This window comes from Verrucomicrobiia bacterium, from assembly GCA_035577545.1.
In the GTDB taxonomy this organism is placed as follows: Bacteria; Verrucomicrobiota; Verrucomicrobiia; order Palsa-1439; family Palsa-1439; genus Palsa-1439.
The window spans coordinates 118,140-140,606 of sequence record DATLVI010000041.1; the positions used below are offsets into that span (position 1 = coordinate 118,140).

The 22,467-nt window shown below is 58.9% G+C and carries 17 protein-coding genes; 6 read left to right on the top strand and 11 right to left on the bottom strand.

The window, feature by feature from the left end; all coding sequences use genetic code 11:
• Positions 1 to 115 precede the first annotated feature (115 nt).
• From VNL17_15345 to VNL17_15360, 4 genes are all read left to right on the top strand, one after another.
• Positions 116 to 2,569 (top strand): ATP-dependent DNA helicase, encoded by a 2,454-nt coding sequence (locus VNL17_15345; protein ID HXI85456.1) that lies wholly within the window; start codon positions 116 to 118, stop codon positions 2,567 to 2,569.
• A gap of 75 nt (positions 2,570 to 2,644) precedes the next feature.
• Positions 2,645 to 4,714, top strand: a complete 2,070-nt coding sequence (shc, locus tag VNL17_15350) for a squalene--hopene cyclase (GenBank protein HXI85457.1) — start codon at positions 2,645 to 2,647, stop codon at positions 4,712 to 4,714.
• A 28-nt stretch (positions 4,715 to 4,742) separates the two neighbouring features.
• The gene (hpnH, locus tag VNL17_15355; protein ID HXI85458.1) at positions 4,743 to 6,101 is read left to right on the top strand and encodes an adenosyl-hopene transferase HpnH; all 1,359 of its coding nucleotides are present in this window, start codon (positions 4,743 to 4,745) and stop codon (positions 6,099 to 6,101) included.
• Positions 6,102 to 6,140: 39 nt separating this feature from the next.
• A complete protein-coding gene (locus VNL17_15360; protein ID HXI85459.1) occupies positions 6,141 to 6,917 on the top strand; it encodes a hypothetical protein in 777 nt (258 codons plus the stop codon).
• A 19-nt stretch (positions 6,918 to 6,936) separates the two neighbouring features.
• On the opposite strand, the gene VNL17_15365 is transcribed toward VNL17_15360, so the two are convergent.
• Genes VNL17_15365 through aceE form a run of 6 tightly spaced genes read right to left on the bottom strand, consistent with a single transcriptional unit; the run spans position 6,937 to position 17,475 of the window.
• Complete coding sequence (locus VNL17_15365) at positions 6,937 to 7,818, bottom strand: hypothetical protein (protein HXI85460.1); 882 nt, start codon at positions 7,816 to 7,818, stop codon at positions 6,937 to 6,939.
• Positions 7,815 to 10,553, bottom strand: coding sequence for an MMPL family transporter (locus VNL17_15370; protein ID HXI85461.1), 2,739 nt, complete (start codon positions 10,551 to 10,553; stop codon positions 7,815 to 7,817). Before VNL17_15370 ends, VNL17_15365 begins: the two co-directional genes overlap by 4 nt.
• A gap of 33 nt (positions 10,554 to 10,586) precedes the next feature.
• Positions 10,587 to 12,008, bottom strand: coding sequence for an aspartate aminotransferase family protein (locus tag VNL17_15375; protein HXI85462.1), 1,422 nt, complete (start codon positions 12,006 to 12,008; stop codon positions 10,587 to 10,589).
• A 3-nt stretch (positions 12,009 to 12,011) separates the two neighbouring features.
• Positions 12,012 to 13,445, bottom strand: a complete 1,434-nt coding sequence (gene lpdA / locus VNL17_15380; protein HXI85463.1) for a dihydrolipoyl dehydrogenase — start codon at positions 13,443 to 13,445, stop codon at positions 12,012 to 12,014.
• A gap of 25 nt (positions 13,446 to 13,470) precedes the next feature.
• Positions 13,471 to 14,760 carry a 2-oxo acid dehydrogenase subunit E2 gene (locus VNL17_15385; GenBank protein ID HXI85464.1) on the bottom strand — a complete coding sequence of 430 codons (1,290 nt, stop codon included), beginning with the start codon at positions 14,758 to 14,760 and terminating at the stop codon, positions 13,471 to 13,473.
• Positions 14,761 to 14,790: 30 nt separating this feature from the next.
• Positions 14,791 to 17,475: a pyruvate dehydrogenase (acetyl-transferring), homodimeric type gene (gene aceE, locus VNL17_15390; GenBank protein HXI85465.1), complete on the bottom strand. Its 2,685-nt coding sequence runs from the start codon at positions 17,473 to 17,475 to the stop codon at positions 14,791 to 14,793.
• Between the two features lie 111 nt (positions 17,476 to 17,586).
• On the opposite strand from aceE, the gene VNL17_15395 reads away from it, so the two are divergent.
• Positions 17,587 to 18,306, top strand: a complete 720-nt coding sequence (locus tag VNL17_15395; protein ID HXI85466.1) for a lipoate--protein ligase family protein — start codon at positions 17,587 to 17,589, stop codon at positions 18,304 to 18,306.
• Between the two features lie 43 nt (positions 18,307 to 18,349).
• Positions 18,350 to 18,781 carry a DUF5069 domain-containing protein gene (locus VNL17_15400; GenBank protein ID HXI85467.1) on the top strand — a complete coding sequence of 144 codons (432 nt, stop codon included), beginning with the start codon at positions 18,350 to 18,352 and terminating at the stop codon, positions 18,779 to 18,781.
• 66 nt (positions 18,782 to 18,847) lie between these two features.
• Here VNL17_15400 and VNL17_15405 read toward each other — a convergent pair whose 3' ends face one another.
• From VNL17_15405 to hpnD, 5 genes are read right to left on the bottom strand one after another with little or no spacing between them, the layout of a single operon-like run.
• A complete protein-coding gene (locus VNL17_15405) occupies positions 18,848 to 19,504 on the bottom strand; it encodes a hypothetical protein (GenBank protein ID HXI85468.1) in 657 nt (218 codons plus the stop codon).
• 32 nt (positions 19,505 to 19,536) lie between these two features.
• On the bottom strand, positions 19,537 to 19,887 hold the full coding sequence (locus tag VNL17_15410) for a type II secretion system protein GspG (GenBank protein ID HXI85469.1): 351 nt from the start codon (positions 19,885 to 19,887) through the stop codon (positions 19,537 to 19,539).
• Between the two features lie 59 nt (positions 19,888 to 19,946).
• On the bottom strand, positions 19,947 to 20,753 hold the full coding sequence (locus tag VNL17_15415; GenBank protein ID HXI85470.1) for a TRAP transporter TatT component family protein: 807 nt from the start codon (positions 20,751 to 20,753) through the stop codon (positions 19,947 to 19,949).
• Complete coding sequence (locus VNL17_15420; GenBank protein ID HXI85471.1) at positions 20,743 to 21,561, bottom strand: PhnD/SsuA/transferrin family substrate-binding protein; 819 nt, start codon at positions 21,559 to 21,561, stop codon at positions 20,743 to 20,745. The genes VNL17_15415 and VNL17_15420 overlap by 11 nt, the downstream gene beginning before the upstream one ends.
• Positions 21,562 to 21,581: 20 nt before the next feature.
• Entirely contained in the window at positions 21,582 to 22,439 is an 858-nt protein-coding gene (gene hpnD, locus VNL17_15425) for a presqualene diphosphate synthase HpnD (GenBank protein ID HXI85472.1), read from the bottom strand.
• Positions 22,440 to 22,467: the final 28 nt, after the last annotated feature.

The window sequence follows — 22,467 nt, forward strand, 5'->3', positions numbered from 1 at the left end:
TCCGCCATAGCCTCGGCGACGGCGGATGCCTTCGTGGTGAATTCGCTCTTTCCCTTCCGCCTTCTTCCATCTGCCTTTTGCCTTCTCCGCCCGACTACGCTATTCTCCCCTCGCAATGTCCGTCAAAATCCAACTGGATAAAAAGAAGATCGCCCTCGGCGTCGGCGACATCGTCGCGGAGCCGGTCACCAACGGCAATCGCGTGGCGGGGTTGGGCGTGTGGACGCGGCTAGCGCTGGGACGCGAAGCGCACGTAACCCATCAGCGCACCCAGGCCGGGCTCTACGAGGGCTATGCGCGAGAAATCACCATCCGCCACAAGACCGTCGTCGACGGTTTTGACGTGACGATCTCGGGCCGTATCGACGGCGTTCATCCGCCCCACAACGGTGGTGCGTACGTCATCGAGGAAATCAAGTCCGTCGTCGTGCCGTCGCTCGTGTTCGCCGCGCTCGACGCGAATTCCTACCCGCATTATGTCGAGCAGCTCCGGTTGTATTGCTTCTTCATTGAACAGGAACAGAAAAGCGCCCTTGGTCGCCTGGTCTTTGTGAACGTGGCGGACGGCGCGACGCGGGAAATCGAAATTCACGGGCCGTTCGACGACTGCGAACGCCTGATCGCCGAACGCGTGCGTTCGCTCATCGCGCAAGCGCAGGAAGAACAGCGCCGCCAGGAAGAACGCCGCACGCACTCCGGTTCGCTCCGCTTCCCGCACGACAAACCCCGCGCGCATCAGGACGAAATGATGGCGGCAGTCGAGCACGCCCTGAAAGAAGGCCGGCATTTGCTTGTTACCGCGCCCGCCGGCGTGGGCAAAACCACCGCCGCGTTGTATCCCGTGGTAAAGTACGCCCTCGCCCACGATAAACGCGTCTTCTTCGTCACCGCCAAGAATACGCAGCAGCAAATCGTCCGCGAAACCCTTCAGCGCATGGGCGCGAATAAGTCCGCGCATCCGAATGCCGTTTTCTTTCGTGCCCGCGAGAGCATGTGTATCAACGACGTCTACGCTTGCCGCGAAGAATTCTGTCCGCACCTCCGCGACTTCCATGCGAAACTCGAAGGCACCGGCATCGTGAACCGTTTGCTCGCGCAACGCCTCATCATTCCCGAAGCCATGATGGAAGCGGGTCGCGGCGTGAGCCTATGCCCGTTCGAACTGGCCTTGATCGAGGCCGAACTGACCGATGTGATCGTCTGCGACTACAACTACGTCTTCGATCCGCAAGTTTATTTCCGCCGTTTCTTCCTCGACGCCGATTACTCCGACGCCATCCTCATCATCGACGAAGCGCACAATCTCGTGCAGCGCGCGCTGGAGTATTACTCGCCCGTTCTCTCGCGCCAGCAGATCCTCGACCTGAAACGCAACCTCCGCCACGTGGACCCGTCCCTCGCAAAAGAGCTGAAGAAGTTCCTCGACCAGATCGACGACTTCTTCCGCTCGCAAGCTCGTCCCAAAGTCGACGAATACACCCAACTCGATGACGCCGAACTCGCCCAGGACAAATATCTCATTCCATCGCCGCGCGGTTTCTTCGACGAACTCAAGCCGACCTTCAGCAAGCTGTCGATGCGCTATCTCTTGGACAAGACGACCAGCGGTCGCGTTATCCCCGACGACCCTGTGGACGAATTCTTTTCCGCGCTCGGCCAGTTCTGCGGCGTGCTGGCCATGGAAGGCGAGGAGTTCTCTTACATCTACGACGCCACCGGCGGCGAAGCGCTGAAGATCGTCTGCAAAGATCCGTCACGCCAATTGTTCCAGCGGCACGAAGGTTTTCACAGTGTCATCGCCATGTCGGCCACCCTCGACCCGATGGAGTTCTACCGTAAAATGCTCGGCTTCGATCCCGAGCGGACCGACCAGGCGAATTTCCCCTCGCCCTTCCCCAAGGAGAACCGGCGCATCATCGTCGTGCCGACCGTCTCAACCACATTTCGGGCGCGGGTTGCCCATTACGGGAGAATCGCCAATATCATCGCGACCACCGCCGCCGCCCGCCCCGGCAACTACATGGCCTTGTTCCCCAGCTACGATTTCATGCGCGGCGTGGCTACCCGGGTACCAGATGGCGCTTGGGAGGTCATCGTTCAGGAACCGAAGATGTCCGAGTCGCAGCGTCTCGCGCTTTTGGAGTCCCTGAAAGAGCGCCAACCGCCAAAACTAATCTTAGCAGTCCAGGGGGGATTGTTCGCCGAAGGCGTTGATTACCCAGGGGAAACGCTTTCCGGCGTCATCATTGTCAGTCCAGCCCTCCCGCAGGTGAGTTTCGAGCGGGAATTGATGCGTCAATACTATGAGGAACACTACGGCAAAGGCTTCGAATTCGCCTACCTCTATCCCGGGATGAATCGCGTTATTCAGTCAGTGGGGCGGTTGATTCGCTCGGAATCGGATTTGGGCGTGGCAGTGCTTGTGTGCCAACGTTTTGCGCAACCCAAATATTCAACGCTTTTCCCCCCGGATTGGTCTGATAGCTTGGCTGGCCCTCGGGCCGGTTACAATTTGGCTACGGAACTGGTGAATTTTTGGAACGGTAATCTAGGAAACCATCCTAGTTAAATCAGCTTTACAACGCCGGTTCGCGTATTGTACTGTTTTAGTGCTACAAGGTTTAAGGAGGGTGCTGTCGAGAGTATGATTCAAGCGAAGGAAGATTCGTATCTCCAATTAGATGAGCGTCTCGAAGGGGCCATTGCCGGGGCGCAGGATTGGCTGTTGGATCAGCAGGCTCAGGATGGCCACTGGTGCGCCGAGCTGGAAGGCGACACCATCCTGGAGTCGGAGTACCTCTTTTACCTGCATTTCGTTGATAAACTCGACCCGGTTACCCTCCGCAAGGTAGCCAATTACGTCCGCTCCAAGGCCCTTGCAGATGGTGGCTGGTCCATCTATCCCGATGGCCCGATGGAGTTAAGCGCTTCCGTCAAGGGTTACCTCGCCCTTAAAATGGCGGGCGATTCCGTGTATGCCCCGCACATGATCAAGACCCGCGACGCGATTCTCGCGGCCGGCGGGATGACCCGCTGTAACACCTTCACAAAGATCGCCCTGGCCATGATCGGTCTGTACCCATGGGGCGGCTGCCCGGCGATTCCGCCGGAACTGATTCTTTTGCCGAAGTGGTTCAGTTTTAGCATTTACAACATGTCCTCATGGTCGCGGGCGATGCTCGTGCCGCTATCCATCATCCGCTCATGCGAACCGATCAAACCTCTTCCCCGTGAATGGCAGCTCGATGAACTGTGGGTCGGCGGCCGCGAAAAAGCCGACATCCGCCTGGCGCGCGACGAACGCACCTGCACCTGGCACAATTTCTTCCTGTTGGTTGACCACCTACTGAAATTTGTCCACCGCCATCATCCCATGCCGTTCGTACGGCGCTTCGCGCTGCGCAAGGCGGAACGCTGGGTGATCGAGCACGGCCGGACGCCCGGCGGTCTGGGCGCGATTTTCCCCGCGATGGCCAACTACGTCATGTCATTGCGCGTGCTGGGTTACAGCAACGAAAGCTACCTCGTCGTGCACGGCATCCGCGAGATGGAAAAACTCGAAATCGAGGAAGGCGACACACTTCGGCTGCAGCCCTGCTTTTCCCCGGTGTGGGACACCGCCATCAGTGTCAACGCCCTCCACGAGTCCGGCCTGTCGGCCGACCACGCCGCGCTTCAATCCGCCACCCGTTGGCTGCTCGACAAGGAAGTGCGTCGCCCCGGCGACTGGCGCGTGAAACATTCCGAGAGCCATCGCTACACCGAACCGAACAAGCCCGTCGGCGCGTGGTTTTTCGAGTACGACAACGAGTTTTATCCCGATGTTGACGACACCGCCATGGTCCTGATGGCGTTGAATCGCGTCAGCACGGAATTTGATCGCGAGAAATTCGCCGCCATCCGTCGTGGTACCCGCTGGGTCCTCGGGATGCAGGGCAAGGACGGTGGCTGGGCGAGTTTCGACAAGGACAACGACAAGTGGCTCTTCACCCAGGTGCCCTTCGCCGACCACAATGCCATGATCGATTCGAGCACCGCGGACATCACCGCCCGCGTGTTGGAATGTCTGGGCCATTTCGGATTTACGATGGAAGACGAGTGCGTCCAGAAGGCCATTCGCTTCCTCAAGCGTGACCAATGCGCGGACGGCTCCTGGTTCGGCCGCTGGGGCACGAATTACATCTACGGGACGTGGCAGGTGCTGCGCGGCCTGCGCCTGATCGGTGAAGACATGCGCCTGCCATACGTGCGCCGCGCTGTGGCCTGGCTGAAGACGTCCCAAAACGCCGACGGCGGCTGGGGCGAGTCGTTGCGCAGCTACGACGACACGCAGTTCAAAGGCATCGGCAAGAGTACGGCCTCGCAAACGGCCTGGGCGATCATGGGTCTGATTTCCGCGGACGAAGTCAACTCGCCGGAACTCGCCCGCGGCATCACCTACCTCCTCAACCAACAGGAACTCGACGGTGGGTGGGATGAGGAATTGTTCACGGGCACCGGTTTCCCCCGCGTGTTCTATCTGCGTTATCACTACTACCGTCATTATTTCCCGCTCATGGCGTTGGGGATGTATGCGCGCAATTTGATGCAGGGCTTCCCGCCCGTGCCGCGCGAACAGGAAAAATCACGCGTTATCCAATTGTTCTACAAGCAACCGCGCATTCTTAGAAAAGTGGCGCGCCTGCGCGCGTTGGCGCATCTGACCGAAGTCTGAAAAATTTTGAACCCAGGAGAAGCTTAAAATGAGATTCCCATTTACATTGTCGGCGAAAATTGCCCGGCACATCATCACCAACAAAATCAAAAAGACCGGCAAATTCGCCCTCGTGCTCCAACTCGAGCCGTTGCATACCTGCAACCTCACCTGCACCGGCTGCGGCCGTATTCGCGAATACTCCACCAATCTCAAGGACATGATGAGCCTCGAAGAGTGCCTCGGCTCCGCCACCGAGTGCAACGCGCCGATGGTCTCCATTTGCGGCGGCGAACCGCTCATCTACCCGAAGATCGAGGAACTCGTTGACGGCCTGCTCGACCAGGGCCGCATCGTTTATGTCTGCACGAACGGCATGTTCATGCGCAAAAAGATGCGTGATCACCTCGCCCGCACGTACACCCCGGCAATCGAGCCCAGGCTAAAGGCGCTGCTGGCGCAGGAACTCATCACGGACAAGGAAGCCACCGAAATCCGCAAGGGCAAGAATGACGGCCGCCCGGGTATCAAGCCTTCGAAATGGATGTATTGGAACGTCCACATCGACGGTCTCGAATACATCCACGATCTCATCGTCGAACGGGAAGGCGTCTTCAAGGAATGCATCGAAGCCATCAAGATGGCCAAAATTCTCGGCTATCAGGTCGCCACGAACTGCACGGTCTACAAAGAGACCGACATGGATGAGATCGAGAAGATGTTCGACTTCCTCTCGGCCCTCGGCGTCGACGGGCATACCATCACCCCGGGCTACGAGTACGATGCCGCCAAGAAAGACATGATCAAGCGCCTCAACAAGCAGCCCGAGGACTTCTTCCTCACTCGCAAGCTGACCCGCGAGAAGTTCAAGAAAGTCGTGGAGTGGGGCCAGAAATACACCTTCTTCGGTTCGCCGATTTATCTCGAGTTCCTCGCTGGCAAGCGCGACCTGCATTGCACCGCGTGGGCCATCCCGACCCGTAACGTCAAAGGCTGGAAGGCCCCCTGCTATCTCATGACCGATGGCCATTACGAAGGCTACCAGGAAATGCTCACCAAGGTCGATTGGGACAAATACGGCGTCTTTGACGGCGTTGCCCGCGACCCGCGCTGCGAGAATTGCATGACGCACTGCGGTTACGAGCCCACGCCCTCTCTCGGCATCGATACCCAACGCGGTGATACCTGGAAGCTCATCCGCTACAACTTCGGCGCGAAACCGCAGCCGATCGCCGCGGGTTCCCAGGTGGATGCCTATAACGGCGTTACCACCGGCCGGGGCCACCTCACCGGCAAGCGCGATTCCGTGCAATCCAACATCCGTCAGGTGCTCGCGGACAAGGAAGTCAATGCTGCCGTCGCCGCGACGACCCATGACCATGGTCACGGTGACGACTGCTGCAGCTAGGGTGGCTGTCGCGGCGCTTTTGCTGGGGCGCCGAGAACCATGATCGCCATCCTTGTTGCCGTTCGCCAGGAGTTGAAGCCCATCCTGCGCCGCGCCGACGCCGACCACGTCGTCCGCCAGGAACATCTCGATTTCCACGAGGGCACGCTCGGCGGTCAACCGGTCGCCCTGCTCGCTCTCGGCATCGGCAAGGAATGCGCCCGCATCGCTGCCGAGATGACCATCCACTGCTACCGACCGGATCTGGTTATCAGTTCCGGCTTTGGAGGCGGACTTCAGCCGGACGTGCATGCCGGTGACGTTGTTGTTGGCACCGAGATTCTCGAGCTTCGCAAAGATCAGGGGACACGGATTACGTGGGACTCAACTCACAAACCCCTCCACCCAGATCGCATCCACGGCGACGATACACCGGGACTGCGCGTCCACTACGGGAAAATCATGACGACCGATGAGATGGTCTTGCGGGCGGAAAACAAGGCGCGGATCGGCAAAGCCACCGGTGCTCTCGCTGTCGACATGGAAACCAGCGCCGTTGCCTCCGTCTGCGCGGCGCGCAAGACGGATTTTCTCGCCGTCCGCTGCATCACCGACAACGTCGATGAAAACCTGCCCGACGAGTTCAACGATTTCTTCGTGCTCGGCCAGTTGCGCGCAAAGCGGGTGATTTCCAGTTGCGCGCGCGACCCGCGCGTGCTCGCCGATCTCGCCCGTCTCGGCTATCGCGCCAAGCTCTCCGGCGACAAGCTCGCGCGCTTCCTCCAGGCCGCCGTGGAACAGCTACACCATCCAGCCCTGGCAGCGCGCAACACGTAGCCACGGTTGGCGCTCACTCTCAAACACGCTCTGACTCGGCCGTATCCCATTTCGCCTCGATGTCACGGAGCGCTTTCGCAACGGGGGAACTAACCAGCAGTCGGTTCATGAATGTTTCCGTTTTCACGACGCCCGCTTTCGTGACCTCGGGCGTGTCCGTCACGATCTTCGCCGTCAGGGTGTGCAATTCGTGGCACTTCGGGCAACTGTGTAACTGGAGCCGCAACCATTCCTTGGCACTGGCCGGTGGCGGACGAAACTGCAAAATATAACCCAGGTCGTGTGCTTCCAGGCGTCGCTTGAATTCCGCGGTGTCCATCAGTGCCACCTTCAAACCACCGCTACGCTCACACCAGCACTGGCAACGTTCGCAGCACGGGTCGTCGGTCGCCATCGACACGATGATATACAGGGCAAAGCCAATGATCACGATCGCCTCTGCCAGCCAAATGCCCCAGAGCACTATTCCAGTTGGTGTGGAATTATCGATCGTCCACAGACCGTCTTGGTTGATCGTACGAACCACTCCCCACACAACACGCGGCTGGAAAAACACATTCCATGGTTTCACGCTGTAATCCGCATGCCGCAGTAAGACCCATGACCAGGTAACCCATCCCGTGTACCAAGCGATCATCGTCACGACTGCGCCCCCGGTCACGACCAACGTCCGGTTGCGCAGCAACACCCACCGTAGCCAGTAACCGGTAAAAACTCCGAGCAGCCCACTGAAACCGACCGCCACCAGGAACACCGCCATGTGTCCGGCGTACGGAACGTAAAGGATTGCCCATCCGTAACCGGCTCCCAGTAAAACCGCTGTCAGCAGGCTGCCGAGAATTGCCGCTATGGTGCGGGAAACCGGCAGGTTGCCACCGGGTTGGTAGTACTGCCGGCTCATACCTTCCAGCCCTTGCGGCGCGCGACCTCCAGTAGCGCTGGCAGCAGCGCGAGTGCGGCAATCAGGCAGGCAATGACCCCGATCGTCATCACCAGCCCGAGGCTGCGAATGCCGCGGTGCGCGCCAATGAGCAGGCTGGCGAAAGCGACCGTGGCCGTCAATGCCGACAGAATGACCGCGCGTCCCGTGCTCTTGCTATAGAACGTCGCCTCATGGCTCTCCCGATAGCGCTGGACGACGTAAATCCCATAGGCGACACCAATGCCCACGATCAATGGCAGCACCATGATGTTGGCGGGATTGAAATCAATCCGCGCGACGGCCATTGCGCCGAGCATCCAGGCCATGCCAACCAGCAGCGGCAGAATCGTCAGGAGCGTGGCGTAGCCGCCGCGAAAATCAACGAAGATCAGGATGGCGATCACGAGCAGTGCCCACAACGCCGCTTTGCAATAGCCCGTCTTGAGGATCTCTATGAACTCGAAAAGACCCAGCGGGGTCCCCGTCACGTTCGGCGCCACTGCTTTGATGTCGGTAACAAACCTGACCAGCGCCTCTCGTTCCCAAATGTTCTCCTTCGGAAACACGCGGATCAGGAATTTGCCGGACCTGCCCACGAGCATCTGGCGCACCTCCTGCGGCACGTCGTTCAACTCCATCGGTTTGTCGGCCTGTCCTGCGAGAAGTTGCATCTGCGCCTCCAGGTCCGCATAGAACCGCTTTTCATATCGCTCCAGCCACGCCTGGCGTTCATTTGGTTCCATGGTCTGCAGCTTTGTGCGGGTCTGCGTAGCCGTTTCGGCCAGCGGCTTCAACGCCGCCTGGCTGGTCGCGTCGCCGCGCGTGGTCGCTGTAGCCAGTAGCTGGCTGGCCCGCAGCCGCAATGATGCCAGCGAGTGCAACACCAGTTCGGCGTCGGCCGGATCGTACGCCGGGACCGCAAACTGCACCGATCCCAGTTCCTGTTTGATGCCGTGGATGACCTCCGTTTTCTGTTCCTGTCGCTCGGGGATCACCTCGGCGATACTGTGCACCGTCGCTACGGTGGGAAGCTTGCTCAAACGCTCGTGGAGCGCGCGTACTTCCTGGAAGTCGTTGCAGACAATCGACGCGAACAGGGTCGATTCCACGTCGGCCTTTAAGAGCCGTAGTTCCGTTTCGACCGACGGCAAACCTTTCGATTGCAGATCCAGCACGTTGTAGTCGAACCGCACCGTCCAGCCCACCAACAGCGCGCCCGCCGTGAGGATGGCGCATGCCGTGAGCATCCAGTAAGGCCGTCGCACCAGGAACTGTTCGATGTGCGTCGCCATCGACTGCGCGGGAATCTGCGTGGCCTCGTGCTTGCGGTGTACCAGCAACAGCAACGCCGGCAGCACGGTCATCGTCGCGGCTGTCGCAATCAGCATCCCACCGCCCGCGATGACGCCGAGTTCGATCACCCCGCGAAAGCCGCTCAGTCCCATCGCGAAGAAAGCGGCGGCGTTCGTCACACCCGCGGTGATGATGCTCGGTCCGGTGTGCTCGATTGCCAGCCGCACCGCCTCCGCGCGTTGGGAGTGTTTCTTCAGTTCTTCCTCGTAACGCGCGATAAACTGGATCCCCAGGTCGATACCCAGCCCGAGGATCATCACGGCAAACGTCACCGTGATTATGTTGAGATGGCCAACGGAGAGCGTGGCGTATCCCATGCACCCCGCCAGGACGATGATCATCGTGACCACCGCCATCAATGGCCGCAGTACTTCGCGGAAACCAGCCGCAAACAGGATGCAAATCAGAACAAAGGTGAGGACGGTCGCCTTGGTCGCGTCATTTTGCGACTGGAGCATCTCGTCATAATCCAGCACCGGCTCGCCCGTAAGATTGATTTTCACATCAGGGAACTGGGTTTGCGCCTGCGCGATCACGCGCCGCAGTTTCGGGATCGTCGCTTCATGCAGGGCCTCCGCGGTCCCGTTCTCAACCCGTGGATGGACGAGCAGCAGGAACATCTGTCCCTTGCGAAAAGTTTGGTAGCCCTGCCACTGCATTTGTTCCTCGGCTTGGCTCACCATGTCCGTGCTGAAGAACGCGCTCGCCCACGGTGACAGCAATCCGCCCGCTTCATCATTGGTCTTTACCGTCGCCATTTGCCCGATGATCGCGCTCACCGTTGGCAGGAACGCTTCCATTTGCCGCCGCTGGGCTTCCGGGGCCCCATCCATCTGCATGAGCATCCGGTTCATCGAATCGAAGAACGTATCGAGCTTCGGGCGGTGTTCCAGGATCGCGACGAGTTGCTTGAAGTCCTTGATCGAACCCTGAATCTGTTTCAGGTCGTCAATCGGGAGGTAGTAGAGAAACCAGGGCTTCAGCTTGTCGAAGTTGACGCGGTAATACAGGTCGTTGCGCGCGAACATCTGCGCGCCCGACGCATCGCCCGTCGCGGGATTGTTCGTCGGCGACAGTAACGACGTCGCCAGGGCGTCGATGACCGCGCGGTTTCGCGCGGGCTGGTTGCTTTCAACGACGAGAATGTAATCTTCTTCCGCGCGAAACTCGCGGGCGTACTCGCTATACAACCGCCAGTATTCGCTGTTCCGACCAATGAGGTCGTTGCGGCTGGTTTTAAATTCCAGGCAGCAAACCGCGAACACGCCCGCGGCAACGGCCAGCATCACGCCGACCAGGAGGAATACCCGGGGCCAGCGGCATACGGCGCTGCCCAGGACAGTTAGAGACCGTCGTCGCATGTAGACAATTGTTCTTCGGTGTGACGGATGGAACTACCGGGCGCCCGCTGCGACCGTCTCCGGCTGCTTTTCGCCCTTGTTGCGTAGCGCCGCTTTCACCAGGTTCGCCCCAAGGTCCCACATCGGCCCGGGCAGCTTGTAGCAATCACTAAGAACGTCATCGAGCGCATGCACAAAATACTGGATGTCCTCGTCGGTGATGACGAACGGCGGCAGAATCCGGATGATATCGCCATGGTTCCCGCTCACCTGCGTTAGCACGTGGTGCTTCTGCAACAGCGGCATCACCAACATCTGCGCAAACAGTCCGTCGTGCGCCGCATGGATCATCTTCCAGGCCATCTTCAGCTTGAGGCTCTTCGGTTCGTGGAACTCGATACCGATCATGCAGCCCTTGCCGCGCGCTTCCATCAGCATTTCGTGTTTGGCCTTCAATCCATTGATCGCGTCGAGCAACTTCTGGCCCTGCGTCGCGCTGCGTTCGACGAGCTTCTCTTCATCCAACACGTGCAACGTCGCCAGGCCCACGGCCATCCCGAGATTGTTGCGGCCGAAGCTCGACGAGTGGACCCAGCAGCGATCCATCCGATTGAAAACCTTCTGGTAAATCCATCGCCGCGTGATCATCGCGCCGACCGGCACGTATCCGCCGCTGAGCGCCTTGCTGGTAGAGATGATGTCGGGCTCCAGGTTCCAGTGCTGGAAGGAGAACAGTTTGCCGGTCCTTCCGTAACCCGTCTGTACTTCGTCGCAAAAAAACAGCGTGCCGTACTTGCGGCACAGCGCCTGCGCCGCGGGCAGGTAGTCCTCCGGCGGAATCCGCACACCCTTGCCCTGGATGCATTCCACGGCCAGCGCGGCGATGTCCTTCTTCGCCAGCGCCTTCTCCAGCGCTTGCAGATCACCATAAGGCACTTCCACGCCGGGCAACATCTCACCGAAACTTTCGCGAAACTCTTCATTGCCCATGATGGCCAACGAACCGAGCGACAACCCGTGCCAACCGTGGTCGAGATACGCGAACTTGCTGCGGCCCGTTGCCGCGCGTGCGAACTTCAACGAAGCTTCCACCGCTTCCGTGCCGGAGTTGCAAAAGAAAACAGCGTCGAGATGCGGTGGACAGCGTTTGACGAGCGCCTCGGCCAACAACCCCGCCAGGAATGCGCAGTCCATCTGCACCATGTTGGGCAAATCCAGGTCGAGCACGTCCCGAATGACCTGCGCGACCTGAGGATGGTTGCGGCCGATCGAGTAAACGCCAAAGCCGCTCAACATGTCGAGGTAGCGGTTGTCTTCCTTGTCCCACAGATACTGGCCCTTGGCTTTCGTGTAGGTCTTGTCGAAACCGATGGTGCGAAAAACCTTCACCAACGTCGGGTTGATATACTTCTCGTGCAGTTCGTAGTTCTCCCCAAGCCGCTGGGAGACGATCTGTTTGATGTCAAAGTTCGACATGCGTCACTCTTTCTCGCCCGGCTTGGATGCCTTGCGCGTAAAAGTATGCGTAGCCTGTCCGTAAAATACTTCGGCCCCTTCCATAATCGATTCCGAAAGCGTCGGGTGCGGATGGATCGACGACGCCACGTCATAGGCGGTAGCGCCCATTTCGACGGCCAGCACCATCTCGCCGATCAATTCACCCGCGCCATGGCCGGTTATGCCGGCCCCGAGCACCCGCTCGGTCGCGGGATCGATGATCAACTTCGTCAATCCGTCCGGGCGGTCGTACGTCAGGGCGCGCCCCGAAGCGGCCCATGGAAATCGCGCGACCTTTACCGTGATCCCCTTCTCCTTCGCCTCCATCTCGGTCAGACCGCACCACGCAATTTCAGGATCGGTGAAGACCACAGCGGGAATGATGTACTTGCTCAGCGTCTCGTATTCGCCGAGAATGGCGTCCACCGCCACACGGCCCTCGCGCGTCGCCTTGTGCGCGAGCATCACGCCGCCTGCCACGTCGCCAATCGCATAAATCCGCGGATCGCTCGTCTGCTGCTTCTCATTGACCTTGATGAAGCCGCGGTCGTCCTTCGCAATCTTCGTGTTCCCGATGCCGAGATCGGCATGGTTCGGGACGCGACCGACGGACACAAGCACGCGGTCGTAAAGTTCCTCGAGCTTCTTGCCGTCCATCTCCATGACCACTTTGATCTGTTTGCCCACCGTCGCCATGGAAACCACTTTCGTCTTCACGCGGACTTCCTGGAACGCCTTCTCCGCGTATTTTTGCACAGGCCGCACGAGGTCGGGGTCCGCCCCGGTCAAAATCGACGCCAACGCTTCGACAACCACTACCTTGCTGCCCAGCGTCGCGTACACCGTCCCCAATTCCATGCCGATGTAACCACCGCCCACGATTAGCAACGTCCCCGGCACATCCGGCACGTCCAGCGCCTCGCGCGAGGTCATGATGCGCGGATTGCCCAGGTCGAACGCTTTCGGCATCGCCGACTTCGAGCCGACCGCGATGATGGCCGCGTCGTAGGTCACAAACTTCTGGCCCTCCGGCGTCTCCACGCGCAGCGTCTTCGAGTCTTCAAAATAACCGCGACCGTACAACACCTCGACGCCGCGCAGTTTCGCCAGGCTTGTAATTCCCCCTGACAATTTCTCAATAATCGAGTCTTTCCAAGTGCGGAGTTTTCCCAGGTCGATCTTCGGCGCGCCAAACGCAATGCCGCGATGCTCGGACTCGCGCGCTTCGGTGATGAGCTGGGTCGCGTGCAGCAGCGCCTTCGACGGGATGCACCCGCGATTGAGGCAGACACCGCCCAGCCGCTTGTCCATCTCGACGAGCAGCACTTTCTTGCCCTTGTCCGCGGCATAAAATGCCGCCGCGTAACCGCCCGGGCCCGCGCCCAACACCACAATCTCTGTCTTGATCGACTCCATTGCTTTCCTTTGCTGAACCAGGACTCTAAATCTTAACGCCCGCTTCCTTGAATTGTTCGAGCGCCTGCACCACCTCGACAGTAAACCGCGCCGCCGTCCCGCCGTCAATGACGCGATGATCGTACGACAACCCCAGCGGCAGCAGCATGCGCTTTTCAATCTTCGCGCCGCGCACGACCGGCTTTAACACACCGCGCCCCACCCCCAGGATTGCGACCTCGGGTTTGTTGACGATCGGCGTGAAAAAGCTGCCGCCGATGCCGCCCTGGTTCGAGATGGTGAAGGTGCCACCCTTCAAATCATCCGCCGCCACCGTGCGCTGGCGCGCTTTCTCCGCCAGTTCGGCCAGTTCCTTCGAGAGTTGCAGCAGGCTTTTCTTGTCCACATCGCGAATCACGGGTACCAGCAACCCCTGCTCGGTATCGACCGCGATGCCGATGTGATAGTACTTCTTGAAAACGATCTCTTCGCTCGCCTCGTCCAGGCTGCTGTTGAACGTCGGGTACCTCTTCAACACCTCGACAACCGCTTTCATCAGGAACGGCGTCAGCGTGAGGCTTGCACCCTTCTTTTCATACTTCGTGACGTATTTTTTCCGCAGCGCCACAATGCCGGTTATGTCGGCCTCGTCAAATTGGGTCACGCGCGGCACGCTCGTCCACGATTCATGCATCCGCTGGGCGATGATCTTGCGCAATGACGTCACCGGCTGGCGGGATACCGGACCCCACTTCGCAAAATCGATCTTCTCTGCTGTTGGTTTCGCTGCAGGTGCTGCCACCGACGGCGCCGTCTTCGGCCCGGCTGCGAGCTGTTGAAGCTGCTGGATGTAACCGCGCAAGTCCTCCACCGAGATGCGCCCACCGCGCTCGCTCCCGCGCACACGGGTCAAATCAATACCCAGTTCCTGCGCCAGTTTGCGAACGGTCGGAGACGCAGCTACAGCTCCATCCGCCACAGGCTCGCCCAGGACTGCAGTACCCGGACTCTCTGGAGCCGGACGCCGCGGTTGCGCGACAACTGCCGCGGGCGTTGTAGGCCGCGTGCCCTCACGCGGCGCGTCCGTTGTTTTCGCCCCCGCGCCTTCATCCGCCAATGCGAGAATCGACTGACCGGCCGAGATCTTGTCGCCTTCCTTGACGTAGAGTTTTGCGACACGACCAGAGGCGCTGGCCGGGATCGGCGCCACGGCCTTTTCATTTTCCAATTCGAGGATCGTCTGGCCCTCTTTGACCTGATCGCCCGGTTTGACGAAAATGCTAACGACCGTCCCCGACTCAGCCCCTTCGCCCAAACGCGGTAATTTGATGTCCATTCGAGTTTCCTTTTGGCGGGATCGACGCGCCTACACCGTAAACGGGTACGCTTTTTCAGGATCAACCTTCAGATCCTTGATCGCCTGCGCGACTACCGTCATCTCGATCGCGCCCTTCTTCGCCAGTGAATAGAGCGTGGCGATGACCGTGCACTCGGCGTCGATCTCGAAAAAGCGGCGCAGGTTTTCGCGGGTGTCGCTGCGGCCAAAACCGTCCGTACCGAGCGTGTCGAGCCCGCCGGGCACCCACGGCGCGATTTGGTCGGGCACGAGCTTGATGTTGTCTGAAACAGCTACAAACACACCCTGCTCACCCTGCAGGAGCGTTTCCAAATAAGACTTCCGCGGCGGTTCGGTCGGGTGCAGCATGTTCCAACGGCTGGCGCCTTGCACATCGGTCTTCAGCAGCTTGTAACTCGTCGCGCTCCAGACGTCGGCGGAAACATCGTACCGTTCCGCAAGAATCTCCTGCGCCCGCAACGCCTGACGGATAATCGTGCCGCTACCGAAAATATGCGCCTTGTGTTTCTTGCCCTCCGCGCCCTTGCGGAACTTGTAGAGTCCCTTGAGAATGCCGTCTTCAACGCCCTCGGGCATCGGCGGCATCGGGTAATTCTCGTTGTACAGCGAGAGATAATAGAACACATCCTCGCCTTCCTGGTACATGCGACGCATCCCGTCTTGAACGATCACCGCGATCTCGTAGGCGAACGCGGGATCATACGCCATCAACGTCGGGATTGTCGCTGCCATCAACTGGCTGTGGCCATCCTGATGTTGCAGTCCTTCGCCGTTCAGCGAAGTCCGTCCCGCCGTCGCGCCCAGCAGGAAACCCTTGGCCCGGATGTCGCCCGCCAGCCACATCAGGTCACCGATGCGCTGGAAACCGAACATCGAATAATAAATGTAAAACGGAATCATGTTCACGCCCTGATTCGCGTACGCCGTGCCTGCCGCGATGAACGATGACATTGACCCCGCTTCGGTGATGCCCTCTTCGAGGATCTGTCCGTCCTTCGTCTCGTGGTAATAAAGCAGCGATTCGCTGTCCACGGGCTCGTAGAGTTGCCCCTTCGGCGCGTAGATGCCAATCTGGCGAAAGAGCGCGTCCATCCCAAAGGTGCGCGCTTCGTCAGGGATAATCGGCACGATATGTTTGCCGATTTTGCCATTGCGCAACAACGCGGTCAGCAATCGAACAAATGCCATCGTCGTTGACGCTTCTGTCTGCCCCGAGCCCTTAAATGTGTCGGCGAACTCGCTTCGGGCCGGAATCTCAATCTTCGGCGCGCGCACAACCCGCGCTGGTAAAAATCCCCCCAGCTTTTTTCGTTGCTCCAGCAAATACTTCGTCTCGGGGCTGTCCGGGGCCGGACGATAAAACGGCGTCTGCGCCACATCCTCGTCGCTGATCGGCACGCCAAAGCGCTCGCGAAACTCGCGCAGCTCTTTTTCGTTCATCTTCTTCTGCTGGTGGCTGATGTTGCGGCCTTCACCGGCTTCCCCTAGGCCGTAGCCCTTGACGGTCTTCGCGAGAATCACCGTCGGCGCGCCTTTGTGCTCCACCGCCGCCTTGAACGCCGCGTAAACCTTCTGCGGATCATGACCGCCGCGCACGAGCTTGTGAATCTGGTCGTCCGTCAGACCGTTCACCAATTCGAGCAATTCAGGATACTTGCCGAAGAAATGTTTGCGCGTGTAGCTGCCCGGCTCGACCGAGTATTTCTGATAATCACCGTCGACCGCTTCTTCCATGCGCCTTGCCAACAACCCCGTCTTGTCCGCTTTCAATAACCGGTCCCAATTCGAGCCCCAGATGACCTTGATCACGTTCCAGCCAGCACCCCGGAAAGCCGCCTCCAGTTCCTGGATAATCTTCCCATTGCCGCGGACTGGACCATCCAATCGCTGAAGATTGCAGTTCACCACCCAAACCAGGTTGTCGAGTCCCTCGCGCGAGGCCAGCGTCAACGCGCCCAGCGTTTCCGGCTCGTCGCTCTCCCCATCGCCGACGAAGCACCACACCTTCGGCTCTTCCCCTTGGACCAGGCCGCGCGCCCGCAGGTACCGATTGAAACGCGCCTGGTAAATCGACATGATCGGACCCAGCCCCATCGACACCGTCGGGAACTGCCAGAAATCCGGCATCAAATACGGGTGCGGGTACGAGGACAACCCACCACCCTCAGCGAGTTCCTGGCGAAAATGCTGCAGATGATGCTCGTCCAGCCGCCGCTCCAGGAAAGCTCGCGCATAGTTGCCGGGGGAAGCGTGGCCCTGAAAATAAATCAAATCACCGAGTCGATTGCCATCGCCGCCGTGGAAGAAATGGTTGAAGCCGACTTCGTACAACGTGGCGCACGAGGCGTACGTGGAGATGTGACCACCGAGCCCCGCGTGCTCCCGGTTGGCGTTGACGACCATGGCCATGGCATTCCACCGCGTGAGGCTCTTGATACGGCGTTCGAGTTCACGATCACCCGGATATGCCGGCTCGTCCTCGGGGGGAATCGTGTTCACATAGGGCGTGCTGACGGTCGACGGCAGCTTGATCCCTGCGTCCCGCAAACGCTTCAGCAGCTTGCTCAAAACCACCGAGGAGTGCTCCGTACCCTGGTTCTTCAGCACGTATTCGAGGATGAATTCAAGCGAGTCCACCCAGCGCTGGTCTTCGCCCCCGTTCTTGTTCGAGGCCGAAACGACGGGCGTTTCCAGCCGCCCCGTTGACGGCGCACTTTGTTGTTGTTCTTTTGCGTCTGCTTTCACAATGTTACCAGTCTATCCATCAATTGGATAATAGCGCGTTTCCGACCGAATCCAAGTGCCATGAAATACTTAGACCGAACCCTGCACACTCCGCAAGAGAATCTCGCGGGCGACGAGGCGCTGCTCGATTGGTGCGAGGAAGGGCCGGGCGACGAAATCCTCCGCTTTTGGGAGCCTCACCAACACTTCGTCGTACTCGGTTATTCTAACAGAACTCGCGCAGAAGTGAACCTCGATTCCTGCAAAATGCTGGGCGTCCCGGTGCTGCGCCGGTGTAGCGGCGGCGGGACGGTCTTGCAGGGGCCGGGTTGCCTGAATTACGCGCTCATTCTCAAGATTCACGGCGACTCACCCCTCACGAACATCGCCGAGGCCAACGCGTTCATCATGAACCGCAACCGCAATGCGCTGAATTCCTTGCTCGATCGCAAGGTACTCATTCAGGGCCACACCGACCTGACGCTGCAAGGAGTGAAATTCTCCGGCAATTCGCAACGCCGCAAACGGCACTACCTCCTTTTCCACGGCTCCTTCCTGCTCAATCTTGATCTCGCACTGGTGGAACAGGTGCTACCGATGCCCTCCAAACAGCCGCAGTATCGCCGGAGTCGCGCACACAAAGACTTCCTCACAAACCTGAATCTACCAGCGGGCGACATTAAAGAAGCCATGAAGCACGCCTGGAATGCTGTCGACGTGCTAGAGAAGATCCCCGAGAAACACGTGGAACACCTTGTACAGGACAAATACGCCGCCGACGCGTGGAATTTGAAATTTTAACCCCCTAGTTGCGAGCAATCCCAGCACACGCTACAATCTCTCCATGAAAATTCCCGGTCTCCGCAGTCCGCATGAAAAGCTTGGTGATATCGTTTACTTTGGCCGCATGCTCGACAAAATCCGGCTCCACGCGCAGGGCAAATTGCCGGAGGATTACCACAAAGCCCTCGGCGGCGGATTCGACGGTCGTTGCTGCAGTTTTCTCGGCGTGAAATATGAGGACGTTGTCGCGCGCGTAAAGTTGGGCGGCGAAGACGTCGATACCCTCGAATGGTGTTTCACCAACGGCCGCAAGCCGTCACCGGAGGAAATCGAGATCTGGAATAGTTTCCTGCGCAAACGCGGTTGGCGCGACGATGCCAGTCAGCGCCTCGCGGAACGCAAGAAGGAATTCGGCATCTCCAACCGTGACGACATCCAAACCTTCTTCGACCTCCTTGACATCGACGAAGGCAACGAAATCCGCGCGCAGTAGTAGGGTTGCTCACTTCGCAGCGTGCGCGGTGAGGACTTACAACTAGTGCCACGCCACAACCGGGTCTCAATTCCCCTTCTTGAAATTCCAGAAGAGCAATCTGAATTCACTGAACATGAGGCCGGTCACCGAATCCTCCGGAAAGAAGTACATGCGTTGGGTGTCGACAAGAATGTGAATGATTGGCATCAGTATTAACTGGCCAAAATCACACGCTTTCGGCTGCTTGGTACTATGAATCGTGGGGTGGGAGAAATCAGACAACTTGGCGAAATTTTTTTGGATTACTCTTTCCCGTTCTAGCAATTCATCCATGGGCAGTCCTTTGAACGGGATATCTGCTTTTCTCTCGATCACTTCCTCAATCTTACTCTTCGTGAATTTATTGTAACGCGTCTTGATAAACTCTCCGGTGAACCATCGTTCTATCTCACCACCCGCCTCATCATCAATGACGAGGAAATACTCTACGAGCGAATGAATCTCCAAGATGAATCGGGCGAGTTGATGGACGCCCACGACGAATTCTTTGCAATACTGGTCAAATGCCGCATCGCCAGCGGAGATCGCGGTGCCAGCCAAAAGATATAAGGCATGTTTCCGGTTTTTCTGACTTAGTTCAATGGCCTCCTTAAATCTGCTATGTAACTCGTGCAATTCATGCAAGCAATCCCGGTAGGCTTCCAGTTCGGAATCATAATCTCTGATCGTTAGATACCTCATTCCTTCTAGCCTTCTATGATACGACCCGCTTCCTATTTCCAACTGGCAATGTCGTCGCCATCACCGTGCTCGTCGAGGCGATTAGGTCCGCACGAGTAGACGCGCACTTTCGGATCGACCGAAATCCGATACGGTTCACCCCAGGGATCGAGAAATTCCCCGGCCCCATTCATTTCAGTGGGTAGCGCCTCGACGTAGTCGAGTTTCTTGGGGTTCTGACCGTTGATTGATTCTCCCCGCAACAACCGGCAAATCTCGCCCCGCGTGCCCTTTGGGTAACTACCGTTTTCGAGGGCGAAACCATCCAGCGCCAGTGCCATGACCTGCACGTCGTGTCGGGCTTGTGAGTGTTTGCTAACGTGGGCTACGGTGAACGCTCCCACGACGGCTGCGCCAAGGATCAATACGGACAGCGCGACCCAGAAAAGCGCTGGCTTCCTCTTCAGGGTTTGTCCAGGCGGTCGCGTAGCTTGAGTGCTTCCGTTTTCCACTGCTGGCTCTCGAACTGTTGGTCCGGCCACGGTTTCGCCTCCAGGACTTTGCGTAGCGCTTCTTTCGCCTCGTCCGCACGATCATTGTCGCGCAACGCTTCGGCCAGATAAAGGTAATTCTCCGGATAGTCGGGAAACAATTCCACCGCATGCTGCAACAACCGCAACCCCTTGCGCGAACTACCGACGCTCGTGGGTGGAGGCGGCGTGCGCAAATGCAAAATGCCCAGGATGCGCGGCGGCCCGGCCAGATCATAACGCTCGTCGAGTTCGATCGCCCGTTTCAGCGCCGTTTCCATCTCCCCCACCGCACTCAGCCCATACGAACGATCCACGTCGGCCAGCAATCCGACATTCAGCGCGTACCAGTAGCATCCCTCGACGCCATCGGTCTTCAAGGCGCGCGCCTGTCGCGCGAGCACCACCCCGCGCCGGGCTGCTTCCTTTCGAAATTCCTCGCGTGTTTCGTTCTCAGCCAGGAATGCCAGCGCCTGCGCCGCCTGCCATTGCGCGTCGTAATCATCGCGTAACGTCCGGGCCGCCTGCTCGAGCAGACGGGCGGCGGTGCTGACCGATGCCAGTCCGCGCGGCTGCTGGTTGTACAACGCCAGTCCGTCCGTGTGCGCCTTCTGCGCTTCTTCCGTGGTGAGAGCCAGCGGCTGCTGGGAATCAGTAGTGTGGACGTTCCCCACAGACGAGCAACCGCACGCTGCCACAATCAGAGCTCCCAACAACAACACCGCGCGCCTACTTGCCATAAAACAGTTTCTCCGCCTTTGAAAGCTTGCCGGAGTCGATGTCGGTGAACGACTCGACACGAATGCTCTGCAAAACCTTCTGCCCTTCTTCGCCACCGTTCATGTCCTTCAACACCTGTTTCAGTTTGTCGAGGTTCACCGCTTCGCTTTTCGGACCAAACACCACCACAAGATCACGCGGCAACTCCTCCGACTGATAAACCACCTTCAGTTTCTGGCCGGAATCAGGATCATCCTTGAACAGGGCCCACGCGCCTGTTTCCAGCAACACGGCGTCCGCCGCTTTCTTGGAACTCTCCGCCAGATCGAACACCGCGCCTTCCACGTCCAGGGTCTGTTGCAGTCGAATCTCCTCGCCTAGTTTGCCTTGCAGGACCACACCGATCACGTATCGCTGCTCGCCGGCCAGGGGTGTCGTAATCGTCTTCCCCTCCAACTTCGCCAGATCCTCCGCCCCGTCCTTCTTTGTGACCAGGACGTAACGCTCCTCTTTCACACCCGCGCGCTTGGTTTCCAACAGTGGCTCCATTCCCAGCGCCTTCGCGTACGTCAGGTAAAACCCGGCCGTGACGATGCCCAGTGCCGGTTTGCTTTTCCCGCTGAACTCCGCGGCTTTCACGGGATCATTCATCACCCGCGGCTCGAACGCGTTCGTCGCCCCGGCAACTTTCTCTCCAATGTACGCTGTCAATCCGGACACCGTCGGCGCGGCAATTTCCTGCGTGGCAAACTTCTCTCCCGTCTTGAGAAACAGGAACGGCCGCGGACCTTCGGCGCGCGCGGCCACACCAATACTCATTGTCGCCATTAGCAGAAGAGCCAGTGCTTTTATGGTCGATGTCCCATCCAGTTTTTGCTGACGATCCAAAGTTTCTCTGCTGCACTCAACCGCATCCGCCCATCGAACACGGCGAAATTGCTCTCCTCTATCTTTCGCAGGATTCTGCCGTAAATCGCGATCATCACGGCCAATGTTCCCCGGCTGTCGGCATCGATCATGTTGAGCAGCGGCTGCGCCTTTTTATAGAACCCATGCGCGCGGTTGGCCTCAAACTTCATCAACTCCAAAAACTGCGGTGTGGCGAGAGCGTTCAGGATGTCGTCCTCGGAGACGCCGAACCGCCGTAAATCTTCGAGCGGCAGGTAAATCCGCCCCATGCGTGCGTCCTCTTTCACATCGCGGAGGATGTTAGTAAGCTGAAAAGCGATCCCGCACGCTTCGGCTGGCGCCAGCGCGGCCTTATCTTGGAAACCGAAGATGGGCAGCACCACCAATCCCACCGCCGACGCGACCCGATAACAATACTTATACAGATCGTCAAACGTTGCGTAGCGTGTGGTGGTCTGGTCCATCTCCGTACCGTCAAGAAGTTCATGGAAATGACTTTGAGGAATCTTGTACCTGCGCACAGTGTCCACCAGCGCCGGCAAGGTCGGGTCTGTCGTTTGCTCACCGTTGAAGGCCGCGTCCACCTGGGCGCGCCACTGCCGCAGGGCGTCCAACGCCACTGCAGGATTGGCCGTGCTATCAGCGATGTCATCGCTACGGCGCATGAACGCGTAGATCGCGCACATCGCCGCCCGTTTTTCGCGGGGCATGACCAGGAAGGAATAATAAAAATTCTTCCCCGTCTGTCGCGCGATCCGTCGGCAGCGCGCGTACGATTCCTCCAGGCTGACGCTCATCCCCGCCGATTATGCCGGGCGACAGCAA

Coding starts and splice junctions, on each gene's coding strand:
- VNL17_15345 (HXI85456.1), top strand. CDS start 116: ATGTCCGTCAAAATCCAACTGGATAAAAAGAAGATCGCCCTCGGCGTC.
- hpnH (HXI85458.1), top strand. CDS start 4,743: ATGAGATTCCCATTTACATTGTCGGCGAAAATTGCCCGGCACATCATC.
- VNL17_15360 (HXI85459.1), top strand. CDS start 6,141: ATGATCGCCATCCTTGTTGCCGTTCGCCAGGAGTTGAAGCCCATCCTG.
- VNL17_15415 (HXI85470.1), bottom strand. CDS start 20,753: ATGGCAAGTAGGCGCGCGGTGTTGTTGTTGGGAGCTCTGATTGTGGCA.
- VNL17_15370 (HXI85461.1), bottom strand. CDS start 10,553: ATGCGACGACGGTCTCTAACTGTCCTGGGCAGCGCCGTATGCCGCTGG.
- VNL17_15405 (HXI85468.1), bottom strand. CDS start 19,504: ATGAGGTATCTAACGATCAGAGATTATGATTCCGAACTGGAAGCCTAC.
- VNL17_15400 (HXI85467.1), top strand. CDS start 18,350: ATGAAAATTCCCGGTCTCCGCAGTCCGCATGAAAAGCTTGGTGATATC.
- shc (HXI85457.1), top strand. CDS start 2,645: ATGATTCAAGCGAAGGAAGATTCGTATCTCCAATTAGATGAGCGTCTC.
- lpdA (HXI85463.1), bottom strand. CDS start 13,445: ATGGAGTCGATCAAGACAGAGATTGTGGTGTTGGGCGCGGGCCCGGGC.
- VNL17_15375 (HXI85462.1), bottom strand. CDS start 12,008: ATGTCGAACTTTGACATCAAACAGATCGTCTCCCAGCGGCTTGGGGAG.
- VNL17_15420 (HXI85471.1), bottom strand. CDS start 21,561: ATGGCGACAATGAGTATTGGTGTGGCCGCGCGCGCCGAAGGTCCGCGG.
- VNL17_15395 (HXI85466.1), top strand. CDS start 17,587: ATGAAATACTTAGACCGAACCCTGCACACTCCGCAAGAGAATCTCGCG.
- hpnD (HXI85472.1), bottom strand. CDS start 22,439: ATGAGCGTCAGCCTGGAGGAATCGTACGCGCGCTGCCGACGGATCGCG.
- VNL17_15365 (HXI85460.1), bottom strand. CDS start 7,818: ATGAGCCGGCAGTACTACCAACCCGGTGGCAACCTGCCGGTTTCCCGC.
- VNL17_15385 (HXI85464.1), bottom strand. CDS start 14,760: ATGGACATCAAATTACCGCGTTTGGGCGAAGGGGCTGAGTCGGGGACG.